The sequence below is a fragment of the Paenibacillus sinopodophylli genome (assembly GCF_005930355.1).
Classification (GTDB): domain Bacteria; phylum Bacillota; class Bacilli; order Paenibacillales; family Paenibacillaceae; genus Pristimantibacillus; species Pristimantibacillus sinopodophylli.
In genome coordinates this window covers 1,591,184-1,605,302 of the sequence record NZ_VDBO01000001.1, presented here as the reverse complement: position 1 = coordinate 1,605,302, position 14,119 = coordinate 1,591,184, and the positions used below count along the sequence as shown (strand labels likewise).

Annotated in this window: 14 protein-coding genes; 11 read left to right on the top strand and 3 right to left on the bottom strand. The window is 48.8% G+C overall.

Annotated features, from left to right (window positions below):
- Positions 1 to 367: 367 nt before the first annotated feature.
- Both FGT79_RS32230 and pdxR read right to left on the bottom strand, forming a co-directional pair.
- The gene (locus FGT79_RS32230; RefSeq protein WP_281285908.1) at positions 368 to 502 is read right to left on the bottom strand and encodes a hypothetical protein; all 135 of its coding nucleotides are present in this window, start codon (positions 500 to 502) and stop codon (positions 368 to 370) included.
- 25 nt (positions 503 to 527) lie between these two features.
- A complete protein-coding gene (pdxR, locus tag FGT79_RS07395; RefSeq protein ID WP_138752067.1) occupies positions 528 to 1,958 on the bottom strand; it encodes a MocR-like pyridoxine biosynthesis transcription factor PdxR in 1,431 nt (476 codons plus the stop codon).
- Between the two features lie 193 nt (positions 1,959 to 2,151).
- Here pdxR and FGT79_RS07390 point away from each other — a divergent pair, with 193 nt between their 5' ends.
- From FGT79_RS07390 to FGT79_RS07360, 7 genes are all read left to right on the top strand, one after another.
- Positions 2,152 to 2,457, top strand: coding sequence for a Dabb family protein (locus tag FGT79_RS07390; RefSeq protein WP_246096198.1), 306 nt, complete (start codon positions 2,152 to 2,154; stop codon positions 2,455 to 2,457).
- 51 nt (positions 2,458 to 2,508) lie between these two features.
- The gene (gene nikR, locus FGT79_RS07385; RefSeq protein ID WP_138752066.1) at positions 2,509 to 2,958 is read left to right on the top strand and encodes a nickel-responsive transcriptional regulator NikR; all 450 of its coding nucleotides are present in this window, start codon (positions 2,509 to 2,511) and stop codon (positions 2,956 to 2,958) included.
- A gap of 205 nt (positions 2,959 to 3,163) precedes the next feature.
- Positions 3,164 to 4,750: an ABC transporter substrate-binding protein gene (locus FGT79_RS07380; RefSeq protein ID WP_138752065.1), complete on the top strand. Its 1,587-nt coding sequence runs from the start codon at positions 3,164 to 3,166 to the stop codon at positions 4,748 to 4,750.
- 20 nt (positions 4,751 to 4,770) lie between these two features.
- Entirely contained in the window at positions 4,771 to 5,766 is a 996-nt protein-coding gene (locus FGT79_RS07375) for an ABC transporter permease (RefSeq protein WP_138752064.1), read from the top strand.
- Entirely contained in the window at positions 5,763 to 6,623 is an 861-nt protein-coding gene (locus FGT79_RS07370; protein WP_138752063.1) for an ABC transporter permease, read from the top strand. The genes FGT79_RS07375 and FGT79_RS07370 overlap by 4 nt, the downstream gene beginning before the upstream one ends.
- Before the next feature lie 47 nt (positions 6,624 to 6,670).
- Entirely contained in the window at positions 6,671 to 7,594 is a 924-nt protein-coding gene (locus FGT79_RS07365) for an oligopeptide/dipeptide ABC transporter ATP-binding protein (RefSeq protein WP_138752062.1), read from the top strand.
- Positions 7,584 to 8,180, top strand: coding sequence for an ABC transporter ATP-binding protein (locus FGT79_RS07360; protein WP_138752061.1), 597 nt, complete (start codon positions 7,584 to 7,586; stop codon positions 8,178 to 8,180). Before FGT79_RS07365 ends, FGT79_RS07360 begins: the two co-directional genes overlap by 11 nt.
- Positions 8,181 to 8,222: 42 nt before the next feature.
- Here the strand turns inward: FGT79_RS07360 and FGT79_RS07355 are convergent, their stop codons facing one another.
- Positions 8,223 to 9,065, bottom strand: a complete 843-nt coding sequence (locus FGT79_RS07355) for a helix-turn-helix transcriptional regulator (RefSeq protein WP_138752972.1) — start codon at positions 9,063 to 9,065, stop codon at positions 8,223 to 8,225.
- A 126-nt stretch (positions 9,066 to 9,191) separates the two neighbouring features.
- On the opposite strand from FGT79_RS07355, the gene fabF reads away from it, so the two are divergent.
- From fabF to FGT79_RS07335, 4 genes are all read left to right on the top strand, one after another.
- Positions 9,192 to 10,430: a beta-ketoacyl-ACP synthase II gene (gene fabF / locus FGT79_RS07350; RefSeq protein WP_138752060.1), complete on the top strand. Its 1,239-nt coding sequence runs from the start codon at positions 9,192 to 9,194 to the stop codon at positions 10,428 to 10,430.
- Between the two features lie 273 nt (positions 10,431 to 10,703).
- Complete coding sequence (locus FGT79_RS07345) at positions 10,704 to 11,783, top strand: AI-2E family transporter (RefSeq protein WP_138752059.1); 1,080 nt, start codon at positions 10,704 to 10,706, stop codon at positions 11,781 to 11,783.
- Positions 11,784 to 11,878: 95 nt separating this feature from the next.
- Positions 11,879 to 12,694, top strand: coding sequence for a uroporphyrinogen-III synthase (locus FGT79_RS07340; RefSeq protein ID WP_138752058.1), 816 nt, complete (start codon positions 11,879 to 11,881; stop codon positions 12,692 to 12,694).
- Positions 12,695 to 12,886: 192 nt separating this feature from the next.
- The gene (locus FGT79_RS07335) at positions 12,887 to 14,062 is read left to right on the top strand and encodes an ROK family transcriptional regulator (RefSeq protein WP_138752057.1); all 1,176 of its coding nucleotides are present in this window, start codon (positions 12,887 to 12,889) and stop codon (positions 14,060 to 14,062) included.
- Positions 14,063 to 14,119 lie beyond the last annotated feature (57 nt).

Here is a 14,119-nt window from a genome sequence, read left to right as displayed (position 1 = left end):
ATTGGTGTGCCGTAAGCGCATATGTGCGCTTATGGAGTCGGAATGGTGTAGGAGTGAGCTCGAACGTTAGCTGTAAGCGCAACTATGCTCTTACAGCAGCCAAATAACCCGAATTGGTGTGCCGTAAGCGCATATGTGCGCTTATGGAGTCGGAATGGTGTAGGAGTGAGCTCGAACGTTAGCTGTAAGAGCAAGTATGCTCTTATAGCAGCTAAGTAACTTGAATTAGTGTGCTGTAAGCGCAAATATGCTCTTATGGAGTTGGATTGCCGTAAGAGTGAGCTCGAACGGAGGCTGTGATCGCACACATGCGTTCTTTTGTATGAGTATTGATACAGCCTGCTTAGAGTTAGCTCAGCTCATATCGTTAATGCTTTTTGTTCAATTGGCTCAGGATTTGATCCTGAATCTGATCGTCGTCTCTAATAATGCCGGCACCAGCCATCAGTATATAAATGATGCCGCCGAAGAACAAGGCGCTCAAGATGACAATGTAAGTCATGGGAACTCACTCCTTTCTGCATCTATTAGACTCGTTCCAGCGCTTCTGCGAAGGCGGAGATGCCAGAGGCGATCTCTTCTGCCTTAGGCTTTGCATAGCTGAAGCGAACGTATCCGGGCTCGGAGCCATACACACTTCCGGGAACAAAAACAACGCCTCGTTTGATTGCTTCCTCAAGCAATTTGCCGTCATCAGCGGGATGTTTGATCCTGCACCATATATTCAAGCCCCCAACGGGAGGGGAAAAGGTGATTTTCTCCTGCAAGCTATCGGTTAAAGCGTCTACCATAAAACGTTGTTTTTGGTTCAGTGATTCTCGCAGCATCTGGAGATGAATATCGAACTCCCCTGAGGAGAGAAGCCTCTCAGCTGTCCATTGCGCTACGATACTGAGGCCGAAATCCATCTGCTGCCGAGCATCGGATAATCGCTCGACGACGGATTGTGGCGCTACCAGCCATCCGATTCTAAGTCCAGAAGCGGCTATTTTGGACAGAGAGCCGATGTACAGCACAATGCCGTCTTGATCCATCGCTTTGAGCGGTGCAGGAACAATGCCTTGGAAGCCCGTCAGACTGAACGGATCATCTTCCACGATTGGAATGCGAAGCTCTGCGGCAATGGCCAGCACCCTTTTCTTTTTGACATCGCTGAGCGTCGTGCCAGTCGGGTTCTGGAAGTTAGGATTCAAGAAAACCATTCGGATGCGATGTTTGCGGTACAAGGCAATGATGTCCTCGGGATCGATTCCGTCCGAGTGGACGGGCAGCCGGAATATGCGCAAGCCTGCGGATTGAAACATCGGCAAGGAATACGTATAGGATGGGTCCTCGATCGCGACGGCATCGCCAGGCGACAACAGGCATTGTGTAATGAGATATAAAGACTGCTGCGAGCCGGATGTTACAAGCATAGAGGACTCTGATGTACGTATGCCTTGATCTCGCAGCAATCTGCCCGCAATCGCTTGTCGCAGCGTGAGAAAGCCCTGTGGATCATCATAGCCGAGATGCTCACCGAATGATTCCTCACGCAGTATACGGCTGACGATCTGATTAGGGAATAAATCAGACGATAGCTCACCGCTTGCGAAGTTGATTATGGCTGATTCATACTGTGTAACTTCCCTGATTCTTCGCATGAGTGGAAGATTGGGAAGAAAGGTACCGCCATCTGTATATAAGCGCCAATTCGGCGTATGCACCTGAGAAACGCCCCACTTGGTCATGCTGACGCGAGTGCCGCTGCCAACTACGCTTTCCACTAAGCCTGAAGCACGCAGCTCTTCATAGGCTTGCATAACAGTGCTACGATTGACGCCAAGCTGCTCCGCAAGCTTGCGCTCAGAGGGCAGAGAACTGCCTGGAGGGAGCTGCGCGTACGAAATGCCGCGTTCGATATGATCAACGATTTGCTGGTACAAGGGTATCGGGGCAGAACGATCTGGCTTCCACATATCCGGTTCATCCTTTTTTGCTGAAAATTGATTATTGAGTTGCTAACTTAACGGTAACGGACTTCGCTGTGCTTGTACAGAACCAATTGGAAGGAATCCAGCCCATCCAATTCTGGAACAAACGAAATGCTGAGCTATGTGTTATGATGGATTGAAATAGACAAGCAACTGAGCTGCGAGAGGAGATCTACTTATGATGTACGAGCATATTGTTTCCTTCAAATTCAAGGAAGAGTTGTCACAGAATAAAGAAGCTGAGCTTCTAGATGCTCTGTTCGCCCTGCAAGCACAGATTCCAGGCATCGTCCAATTGACGGCAGGCCGTAACGAGACGTTGGAAACGGGCAACATTCAAGGCTATATGCTGGGACTTCGTGTAACCTTTAGCGATCAGCAGTCATTGCAGGATTACGGACCTCATCCCGCACACCAAAGCTTTGTGGCGATGCTTGATGGGCTGATTGATAATGTGATTGTCATTGATTACGAAATCGGGTAATGAAAGCAAGGACGTCCGGTTCCAGAAAATGATGCAGACAGGGTGAATCAAATGGCGGAAAAGGAAGAACTGGTGCGGTTCGGAGTCTCTTTCCCAGCACCTCTGATCGTTCAATTCGATCGGTATATTGATGAACAGGGCTATACGAATCGTTCGGAAGCCATTCGAGATATGGCAAGGCGAGCATTGCTGGAGCCTTCCCGCATGAGTGGACAGGAGCATGTGGCGGGTACGATCGTACTCGTCTATGATCACCATGTCAGCGATTTGCCAATTGTGTTAATGGAAGTACAGCATCGTTTTCACCATGACATTATTTCGAACATGCATGTTCATTTGAATCATGATCAATGCTTAGAGGTCATCGTAGTAAGAGGCGAGCTGATGCGGCTGCGTGAGCTCCATCAGCAGATTCAGGCGCAGAAGGGCGTTATTTATGCAGACCTGTCTGTAACCTATGCGGATAAGCATGATGTTACTAAGGAGCATAAGCATACCTAAGGATCATATATTGCGGCGGAATAGGCTCTGCTGCAAGTTGGCTGTTCGATGGAGATTACCTTGCAGTTCGGGAACGGACTTGCGAGGTAGTCTCTATTGTTTTGTCTATCGTTCGAATTCTATTATGAATGGATGATATTCAGCCGGAAACGTGTTACAATATCCCATATTCGTGTTACTAAACATGACATTCCGGGAGGTCCTCATGGGAAAACGTTTCGTTGGCATTATTTATGCAGCTCTTATTCTAATCATTGCAGCAGGCTGCAGTACGACAAAGCCGGATATCAGTACGACCAAAAGTGATTCGCTCATCGTGGCCATTGGATCGGAGCCTGATACCGGCTTCGACCCGACAAAAGGCTGGGGGCGCTATGGTTCTCCGCTCTTTCAGAGTACGCTGCTAAAGAGGGATGACGATTTGAAAATCGAAGGTGATCTGGCGACGAGCTATGAAGTAAGCGAGGATGGCAAAACATGGACGGTGAAGCTTCGCTCCGATGTTACATTCTCTGATGGAGAGCGGCTAACGTCGGAGGACGTAAAGTTTACATTTGATACGTCTGCGAGCAATGGCTCTGCTATTGATCTAACGAATCTTGCGAGTGTATCTGCCGGCCCTGATGAGGTCGTTTTCCAGCTCAAAGAACCGCAATCAACGTTTATCTATTATTTAATTACAACGGGTATTGTACCTAAGCATGCTTATAGCGCAACTTATGCTGAACAGCCGATCGGATCTGGTCCTTTCACATTTGTACAGTGGGATCGCGGCCAGCAGCTAATCGTGGAAGCGAATGAGACGTATTATGGGAGCAAGCCTTCATTCAAGAAGCTGACCTTTCTATTCTTGAACGAGGATGCAGCCTTCGCTGCGGCTAAAGCGGGCAGTGTTGATGTTGCTTATATCCCGTCAGCATTCAGTAAGCAGCAAGTGGCAGGCATGCGGCTTGAAGCGGTGAAGTCCGTTGATAACCGCGGCATTGCTTTCCCTTATGTCTCAACTGGAGGTCAAACCGATAAAGGCTATCCAATCGGCAATGACGTTACTGCCGACAAAGCGATTAGGCTTGCGATAAATACGGTGATTGATCGTGAGAAGCTGGTCGAAGGTGTGTTGGAGGGTCATGGTTCACCTGCCTATACCGCAAACGATGGTCTGCCTTGGTGGAACGAGGACACGAAGTTCCCAGATCATGATGCTAAAGCTGCCGCCACTATTCTACAGGCTGGCGGTTGGTCTGACAGCGATAAGGACGGTGTTGTAGAGAAGGACGGACTTAAAGCTGAATTCACTCTTTTATATCCTGCAGGAGACGTGACTAGACAGTCGCTTGCACTCGCAGCGTCCGAGATGGTGAAGGAAGCAGGTATTCAAATCAACGTAGAGGGCAAGAGCTGGGATGAACTGGAGACGCTCATGCATGCAAATGCTGTAATGCTCGGATGGGGCAGTCATGATCCGCTTGAAATGTACAATTTGTATAGCAGTGATTTCGGTGGCGTGGATTATTATAATACAGGGTATTACAGCAATCCCGCGGTGGATGAGTGGTTTGAGAAGGCACTCAATGCCCGTACGGAAGAGGAAGCGATCGGCTTCTGGACGAAAGCGCAATGGGATGGTCAAACCGGACTCAGCGCGAAAGGGGATGCGCCTTGGGCTTGGCTGGTGAATATCGACCATCTCTACCTCGTAAAGGATGGGCTCGATATTGGCAAGCAGCGCATTCAGCCGCATGGTCATGGTTGGCCGGTAACGGATAACATTGCAAGCTGGAGCTGGAAATAGCAGCAGAAAGAGGTTCATGCATGTTGCAAAGGTTGGCAGTCTTTACGGGTAAAAAAATAATACGCTTGTTTCTGCTGCTAGCCACAGTAAGCATCATCACCTTCGCCCTTGTTGCGATGTCACCGATTGATCCTGTGCAATCGTACATCGGTGCCGATGTGATGCGTGTCGGAACAGAGCAAAGGGCGGAGATTGCCGCATATTGGGGACTCGACAAGCCGTTCGCTGAACGCTTCATAAAGTGGGCAGGAGCTATGCTTCAAGGGGATATGGGAACCTCCATGATCTACCGCGAGTCTGTTACTAAGATCATTGCAGAACGATTCATACATTCTGCCTTGCTGATGGCCTTCGCATGGAGCTTATCAGGTGTCATTGGATTCGCGGCAGGTGTTGTTGCAGCGCTGAAGAGAGGCTCTTGGATTGATCGCGCGATTACAAGCTATTGCTATACGCTCGCCTCAACGCCAGCATTTTGGGTAGGGCTGCTGCTCATGATGGTTTTTGCTGTCTGGTTAGGCTGGCTGCCGATTGGTCTCGGCGTGCCTGCGGGCATGCTCGCGGGCACCGTTACAGCAGCCGATTATATCAAGCATATGATTTTACCCGGCGTCACGCTTAGTGTAGTAGGCATCGCACCTATTGCGCTGCATACAAGGCAGAAGCTGATTGAAGTTATGGACAGCGATTATATATTGTTCGCAAGAGCAAGGGGAGAGAGCGGAGCAAGCTTGTTTTTCAGACATGCCCTGCGCAATATTGCGCTGCCAGCTATTACCCTTCAATTCGCATCTTTCGGTGAATTGTTCGGAGGCGCTGTGCTCGCAGAGCAGGTGTTTTCTTATCCGGGACTCGGTCAAGCGACTGTAGAGGCTGGGCTGAGAGGCGATGTGCCGCTGCTGATGGGACTGGTGCTGTGCAGCACGCTGTTTGTGTTCACAGGCAATGCCTTGGCAGATTTCTTCTACCAAATGGTTGATCCAAGGCTAAGGCTTCAGAAGGAGGCTCAGAGATGAATAGAACCTCTACATTATATCATGATCGAAGGCACCGACGCTGGAATGAACGGAGCCGTACATTCATCTCTGCGATCTTAGCTTTAATTCTACTTGCAAGCATAGGTATCGGCAGTTGGCTCTTAGGCAGTTCGGGCCTCTCTGTCCAGCTTGAGAACCGTAATCTAGCACCTTCCTTCCTGCATCTATTCGGGACGGACTGGCTCGGCAGAGATATGCTGTCTCGTACGGTGAAGGGCTTATGGCTGAGCATTCGCGTTGGCCTGCTAGGCGCGGCATGCAGTGTAATCATCGCTGCCGCAATGGGATTAATGGCTGCGACGCTGGGCCAAACTGCTGATCGTATCATCAGCTGGCTCATTGATGTTTTTCTAAGCGTGCCTCATCTAGTAATGCTCATTCTGATTGCCTTCGTCTGCGGAGGCGGTCTCAAGGGCATCGCAATTGGCATTATGCTCACGCATTGGCCAAGTCTAGCACGAATTATTCGGGCAGAAGCACTGCAGTTGATGTCAACGGATTACGTGCTCGTAGCAAGAAAGCTGGGGAGCTCCCGCTTCACCATAGCGATGCGCCATTTGGCGCCGCATTTGCTGCCGCAGCTGCTCGTTGGGCTGCTTGTGCTGTTTCCGCATGCCGTGCTGCATGAGGCGGCCATTACGTTCCTCGGACTTGGCATGTCGCCGCATCAGCCTGCGATTGGCATCATTTTATCAGAATCGATGCGTTATTTATCTACTGGCATGTGGTGGCTTGCTGTATTCCCAGGGTTAGGTCTGCTCTTAACCGTCCGCGCATTCGACAAGCTGGGCAATCATTTGCGTCAGCTTGTTGATCCTAGGCATACCCATTTGTAACATGCACTGATTCACGTAGCAAAGCTTAATGGAAAGGAGGAGACTCAATGCCGCTATTAGAGGTACAGCAATTATCGATTGCATTCCAGCAGTATACCAAGGGCAGCAGGCAGCAAATGGTTACTGTCATGGAGGAGCTGGATTTGGCGATTAATGAAGGTGAGATTGTTGCAGTTGTAGGCGCAAGCGGCTCCGGGAAAAGTTTGCTTGCCCATGCAATTATGGGTATTTTACCTGCGAATGCCTATATATCCGGAAGCATACGCTACAACGGCGAGCAGCTGGACGAAGCCAAGCTGAAGTCATTGCGCGGGAGTGAGATTGCACTGGTCCCGCAGTCGGTGAGCTACTTAAACCCGCTCATTCGAGTGGGCAAGCAGCTTCAGACGAATAAGGACAGCATAGAACAGCACAGCGAGCGAAAAGGACTATTTGAGCGTTTTCGACTTGGCGAGCATGTTGCACGGTTATTTCCTTTCCAGCTCTCGGGCGGCATGGCGCGCAAGGTGCTCGTATCAACCGCGGCGCTTAGCCGTACGCGACTTATTATTGCAGATGAGCCGACGCCGGGCATGCATCCGGATGATGTTGCGGAAGCGCTCAAGCAATTCAAGCAGCTAGCGGCCGAGGGATGCGCCGTATTGTTAATCACGCATGATATAGAGGCGGCCATTCGTATTGCAGATAAGGTAGCTGTATGCTACGCCGGATCGATTATTGAAATCGCACCTGCAAGTGATTTCTCAGGCGCGGGCAATGAATTGAGGCATCCTTACAGTCAAGCCTTATGGCGAGCATTGCCGCAGAACGGATTTATTCCGATTAGTGGGACACAGCCATCCATGGGTCTTGGTTTGCAGGGCTGCTTGTTCGCTGATCGCTGCAATAGAGCAGTCGATGCATGTAAAGTGAGTCGGCAAGAGTCCAGACAAATAAGAAGCGGAATCGTGAGGTGTATGCATGCAACTTGAAGGAAGAGCATTAAGCTGGCGATACGGGAATGGACCATGGCTGTTCCAAAACTATTCGATTACGATTCAGCCAGGTGAGGTTGTCGGATTAATAGGACCAAGCGGCTGTGGTAAAACAACACTCGGAAGGCTGCTGGCGGGCTATTCGAAGCCGCTGACAGGTGAAGTTAAAGTGCCAGGTAGAGCTCGAAATCATACCGGCTATGACCCTGTCCAATTGATATTCCAGCATCCAGAACGAGCGGTTAATCCAAGATGGCGAATGGCCAAGACGTTGACTGAGGGCTGGTCTCCGGATACCGAATTGCTTGAATCGCTTGGTATAAAAGAAGAATGGCTGCAGCGTTATCCCAATGAGCTGTCGGGGGGAGAGCTGCAGCGCTGCTGCATAGCTAGAGCACTCGGTCCAAATACGCAATTTCTAATCGCGGATGAAATGACAACGATGCTCGATGCCGTAACACAAGCTCAGATCTGGCATACTGTTCTGCATCATGCAAGCGTTCGCCAAATCGGCTTGCTGGTCATCAGCCACGATCATGCGCTTGTAAGCCGAATTTGTACACGCACCCTTACTTTCGGTTGAATGCCGCGGCGGAGTGAGCCGCTGCGGCAACTGATTCCTACATTAATCCTGCTTCTCCACTAGCCGTCTCAGCTTTGCTTCGGTCGAAGTTTCTGGCGCTGGCGTATACACGCTGCATCTCAAATCCGCGTTGCCCTGAACCTGGAACGACGTCAGGTGAAACAGCATTTTCCCCGCCTTCGCATGACGGAACTCCAGCAAGACATCGGGCGCTGAGCTTACCTGACTTTGCTCCCATAGGTATTGAAACTCAGGATGGCTGTCCTTCATTTCCTCAATAAATCGTTCGTACCAATCATCCTGTACATATTGACCATAGTAAGCGCGGAAAATAGCAAGAAACCCGCCTACGAAATGCTCCCAATTGCCGGCTAGCCGTCGCAGTTCCTTTCGTGCGAACAACAGCTTGATCATATTGCGCTGCTCGGCAGGAAGAGAGTCGAAATCCATAAACACATGCGAAGCCGCCGCGTTCCAGCCGACGATCTGACAGCGCCGATCCGAAATAATCGTAGGACAGAATCTGAGCTCCTGCAAAATATGCTTCAAAGAGGGGGAAAGCTCGAATTGCTCCTCGGCCGCATGAGACGCCATATGGCTGGTTTCCATGGCTAACGCATATAAATATTTTCGCTCATCCTCATTCATCTGCAATGCTCCCGCAACACATTCGAGCACCGAGCTGGACACCTTGATATCTCTACCTTGCTCCAGCCACGTATACCAGGTTGAACTGACGCCGGCAAGCTGCGCTACCTCTTCACGTCGCAGGCCAGGTGTTCTTCGGCGCGAGCCGGAGGGGAAGCCTAGAGCCTCTGGAGACAGCTTCGCGCGTTTTGACTTTAAAAACGCGGATAGCGCTTGCAGCCGTGTTTCTTGGTTTATCATCGAGAGCAGCCTCGCTTTCACGTTATAGTAGTACTTATTATACTAGTATAACTGACAACTTGTAATAGGATATTAACTATGACAAACTACTATTTAACAAGCAGAAACGAAGGAGGAAATGGCATGGAGCGAGTCGTCATAACAGGAATGGGCGTTATATCTCCGCTTGGAAATGATGTTGAGTCATTCTGGAGAGGTTTAATTAATGGCGTATCTGGTATTTCACAGATTGATGCCTTTGATACGAGCAAGCATAAATCAAAAATCGGAGGTATCGTGCGAGATTTTAATGCGGAGGCGCTATTCGGCCGAAAAGATGCCCGCAGAATGGATCGCTTCAGCCAATTCGCCGTAGCTGCAGCCGAGCAGGCGCTCGCAGACGCTGCGCTGTCTATGACAGATACAGACCGCGAGCGCGTAGGCGTTTACGTTGGATCGGGAATAGGCGGAATTCAAACCCTGCTGGAGCAAGCATCAGTCTTGCATGAACGAGGACCTGATCGTGTAAGTCCAACGCTAGTTCCAATGATGATCGCCAATATGGCCGCTGCTATGATTAGTATCAGACTTGGCACACAAGGACCATCCATGGCGCCAGTGACGGCTTGTTCAATAGGCAATACAGCGATAGGCGAAGCCTGGAGGCTCATTCGCTCTGGCAGTGCGGATGTTGTCATCGCCGGCGGCTCAGAAGCGGCGATTACCGATATTTCGCTGGCAAGCTTCAGTAATGCGACCTCTGTATCGACACGGAATGACCAGCCGAATGAGGCCAGCCGTCCATTCGATGCTGGACGTGATGGATTTGTTATGGCAGAAGGAGCGGGTATTCTAGTTTTGGAATCTCTATCTCACGCACAGCGTAGAGGGGCGCGTATACACGCTGAGGTTATCGGATACGGTGCGAGCTCTGATGCCTATCATATGGTCGCGACACATCCAGAGGGTACAGGTGCTTATCAAGCGATGAGAACAGCACTGCGTGAAGCAGGTATTGAGCCAGATGAGATCGATTTGATCAGCGCACATGCAACAAGCACCGAAATTGGTGATCGTTCGGAGACCGCCGCGATCAAGAAACTGTTCGGTGAACGGGCTTACCGCATTCCGGTGACAGCGAACAAATCGATGACCGGTCATATGCTGGGAGCGGCCGGCGGTGCTGAAGCCATCGCATTAGTGAAAAGCATGCAGGAGGGCATTGTTCCTCCGACTATTAATCAGCATGAGCCTGACCCGATATGCGATTTGGATTATGTGCCGAATAAGGCGCGAGAGATGAATGTCGATATTGGAATGTCCAATTCATTCGGCTTCGGCGGTCATAATGCGGTCATTATTTTGAAAAAATATACAGAATAAAAGCATTGGAATAAGCAGTTTGATTATTCTTCAATCGGACATAGCCTGGCTCTGGATGATGCGGAGAAACTGTTTTTAGAATAAACCTATAATAGACCGCCGCAGTGGAGCACTTCAAACGGCTTCTGCGGCGGTCTGTTTTTATAGTAACGTTTCACCATCGACAGCAGAGGGTAAAAGGTACGTAACCTATGTAGGCGTAGGCGATAAGGCTTGCTGCAACCGGAAGATTAGTAAGCCAGGCCTATTCAAATGAGAGAAGAAGGTGCGCGTATGGCTAGACATAACCGCTTTATCCGTTGGTGTATCACGATTATATTAATGCTCATTATTGTTTACTTGGGGTCGCGTGTCGATTTTATATTCAGGCCAATATTCTCGTTGTTCAGCATGATTATTATCCCACTGATGCTGGCGAGTTTTTTCTATTATTTGCTGAGGCCTCTAGTCAATGTGATGGAACGCCACAAGGTTAACCGGACCTTGGCTGTTTTGCTTATTTATTTGGCTTTCGCCGTCATCACGGTAGGCTTCAGCATCATTGTCTGGCCTTCATTGCGCACCCAATTGGTGAACTTAGTTGAGAATGCACCAAGCTTATTCACTACCTTGAGCGAGCAGGTAGCTGAGCTTGAGCATAACGGCTTCATCTCAACGTTTCTGCCGGAGAATTCGAATCCACTCTCCAAGCTGACTGAATATTTGAATCGGGGCTTTACACTTCTAACCGATTATTTATCAGGCATGTTTACGTTTTTTTCTAATTTCGCGATTGTATTAATTACATTCCCTATCTTATTATTCTACATGCTGAAGGAAGGCGGAAAGTTCGGAGAGCAGATTGTCCGCTTTATTCCGAAGCGGTTTCGAAGTGACGGGACTGAGGTGATGGGGGATATTGACCATATGCTCAGCAATTTCATTGTGGGTCGAGTGATTGTGAATGTTGCGCTCGGCATACTGATGTATATCGGATTCCTATTTATTGATTTGCCCTATGCCTTGTTACTGACGGTTGTTGCCGTTATTCTGAACTTTATTCCTTTCATCGGATCATTCCTGTCTTCCGTACCAATCGTTATCATTGGTTTTATTGAGTCACCTTCAATTGCGATCTGGTCGATTGTTATTATTACGATTGCTCAGCAAATTCAAGATAATCTGGTCGCCCCTTATGTGTTCGGCAAGCAGCTTGATATTCATCCGCTGACAACCATTATATTGGTTCTCGTCGGTGGTGATATTGCGGGAATATTAGGTATTCTGCTCATTATACCGGTCTATATGATTCTAAAAATCATATATCGCAAGGTGTATGATCTGTTTTTCAGAGAGCAATGGGAAAATGCCTAACATAAATATGACATAAAGGATGCGTATTGCGGCTTCAGTTGGTATAATGAATTCGGCTAAGGCTAATATAGCGAAAGTACGGTGGCTGGAAGATCATGGGGACTAATGGGTTGCAAGGAAAACGAATCGTTATTGCCGGTTCACGGAAAACCGATGAGATGAGTTTAATTATAGAAAAGCAGGGCGGTATTCCAATTACACGTTCTCTGCAAGGTTTAACTATGTTCGAGGAGGAACAGCTTGAGGAGCCTCTGCGGACATTTGCGGCTGATGGAGCAGACTGGGTCATTCTGACGACAGGTATGGGATCAGACAGCTTGGTTGGGGCTGCGGATAAGTTAAGCATCGGTGATGCGGTAAGAGAAAGATTGTCTGAGGCTAGCATTGCGACAAGGGGCTACAAAACATCTGCCTTTATGAAGCGAGCTGGACTGAAGGCAATCGTCAGTGACGATGACGGCACGATGCATGGGCTAATGGGGAATTTGGATAAGTTCGACTTTACAGGTCAGCGAGTATGGATTCAACTGCATGGTGAACCAGCTCCGGAGCTGGTTCGTTTCTTAGAGGAGAAAGGCGCTGCTGCTGTCGTTTCGGTGCTGCCTTATAGACATGTCCCGCCTGAATCAGATACGTTAGCTTTATTAATGAAAGAACTCTTCGATGCAGCAGTGGATACGATTTGCTTCACCACGGCTGTACAAGTGCATTATTTGTTCCGGCATGCTGCACAATCGGGCACCAAGGAGCAATTGCTTGAAATCTTCGAGAATCACGTTGTTGCGGCAGCTGTCGGCAAGGTTACGGCTGAAGCGCTGAGCGAATACGGTGTTAAACGTATCGTTGTGCCAGAAATCGAACGAATGGGTGCTCTTATCATCGAGATCGTTCGTTATTATGAGCAGTTGTAAAGGCTGTTTTTGCAGCATAAGAGACTTATGTAAGCAATAAAAAATGATGAAAGCCTTTCCTTTTTAATAAGGAAAGGCTTTCATTTGTATATGGATATTTTGATTGACTGCTGTTCAAAAGGCTGATTATAATAGCTTTATATATAATTAGTTAAGCTAACTTACTAATTAGGAGGGGTGTTATTTAGAGGTATGCAAAAAGGAGATTCGCAATATATAAGAGGGTTAAATGACCAATTTATATTGGATATTATTTTTCGTCAAGGGCGAATATCAAGAGCGGAGGTCAGCCGGATCGCGGAGCTAAGCAAGCCAACGGTATCGACGTCGGTTCAAAGACTAATGGATAAGGCATTAATAAAGGAAGTAGGCCGAGGGGAGAATGCACAGGGACGCAAAGCGACGATGCTTGAATTTAATTATTCTGCTTATTTCATTTGCGGTATTGAATTGAACGATCGCCTAGCACGCATAGCGTTCTCACGTCCAGACGGTTCACTGCTCGATTATGAGGAGCTCGAATTAAATCAGATGCAGCCAGAGCTGTTTTTGCAAGTATTGCGTGAGAAGGTAGAGTGGATGGTTTCCCGGCATGGTGCGGATTGGAGCAAAGTTCCTTATGTTTCTGTCGCACTTCCCGCAGTCATCGTTCCTGAGTCAGGAGAAGCGTCACTAATCGTAACGGATTTAGCGGCGTATGAGCATGCTTTCTCCCGAGAGTCGCTTGAACGAACGTTTCCAGCTCATGTACTGATCGAGAACGATGTTAATTTAGCGACAATGGCTGAGAAAAGCAGCGGAGCAGCTGCTCGAAATTCTCATTTCGTTTACTTGTCCATAGGCTCTGGCGTTGGTGCTGGACTGGTGATGAATGGATATTTGGTCAGAGGTCTCGGCGGTGCAGCAGGTGAAATTGGGCATATGAGGCTGGGTAGAGAGGGTCGCGTTGAAGAGCTATTGTCTTCGGAAGGCTTGCTTAAGCTTGCAGCGAAACAGTTAATGGACAACGAACAGCCGTCTATGCTTCGCGGACATACTACGCTGACAACTGTTAGGCTATTCGATGCTGCCCGATTCGGCGACGAAGCGGCTCTCTCGATTATCGCAAGCTATTGTGAGCAGCTTGCGATGGCCATTCATAATTTAACGACCATTCTGGCACCAGAGCTGATCGTTCTAGGAGGTGAGATTGGGCAGCATGCGGATGTGTTGATTCCGGTGCTGGAGAAGCTGGTAGACCCGCTATTCCCGATCCGACCAGTACTTACTGGTTCAGCTCTGGGCGAAACGGCAGTGGCGTTGGGTGCTGTCAACATCGCTGTGACAAAAGCTTATGAGCAAATCAGAAATGAAATAGGACAACTATAAATAGAAAACATACAAATAGAGAAAACATGATGGGGTCAAGCCAATATACAGAAAAGG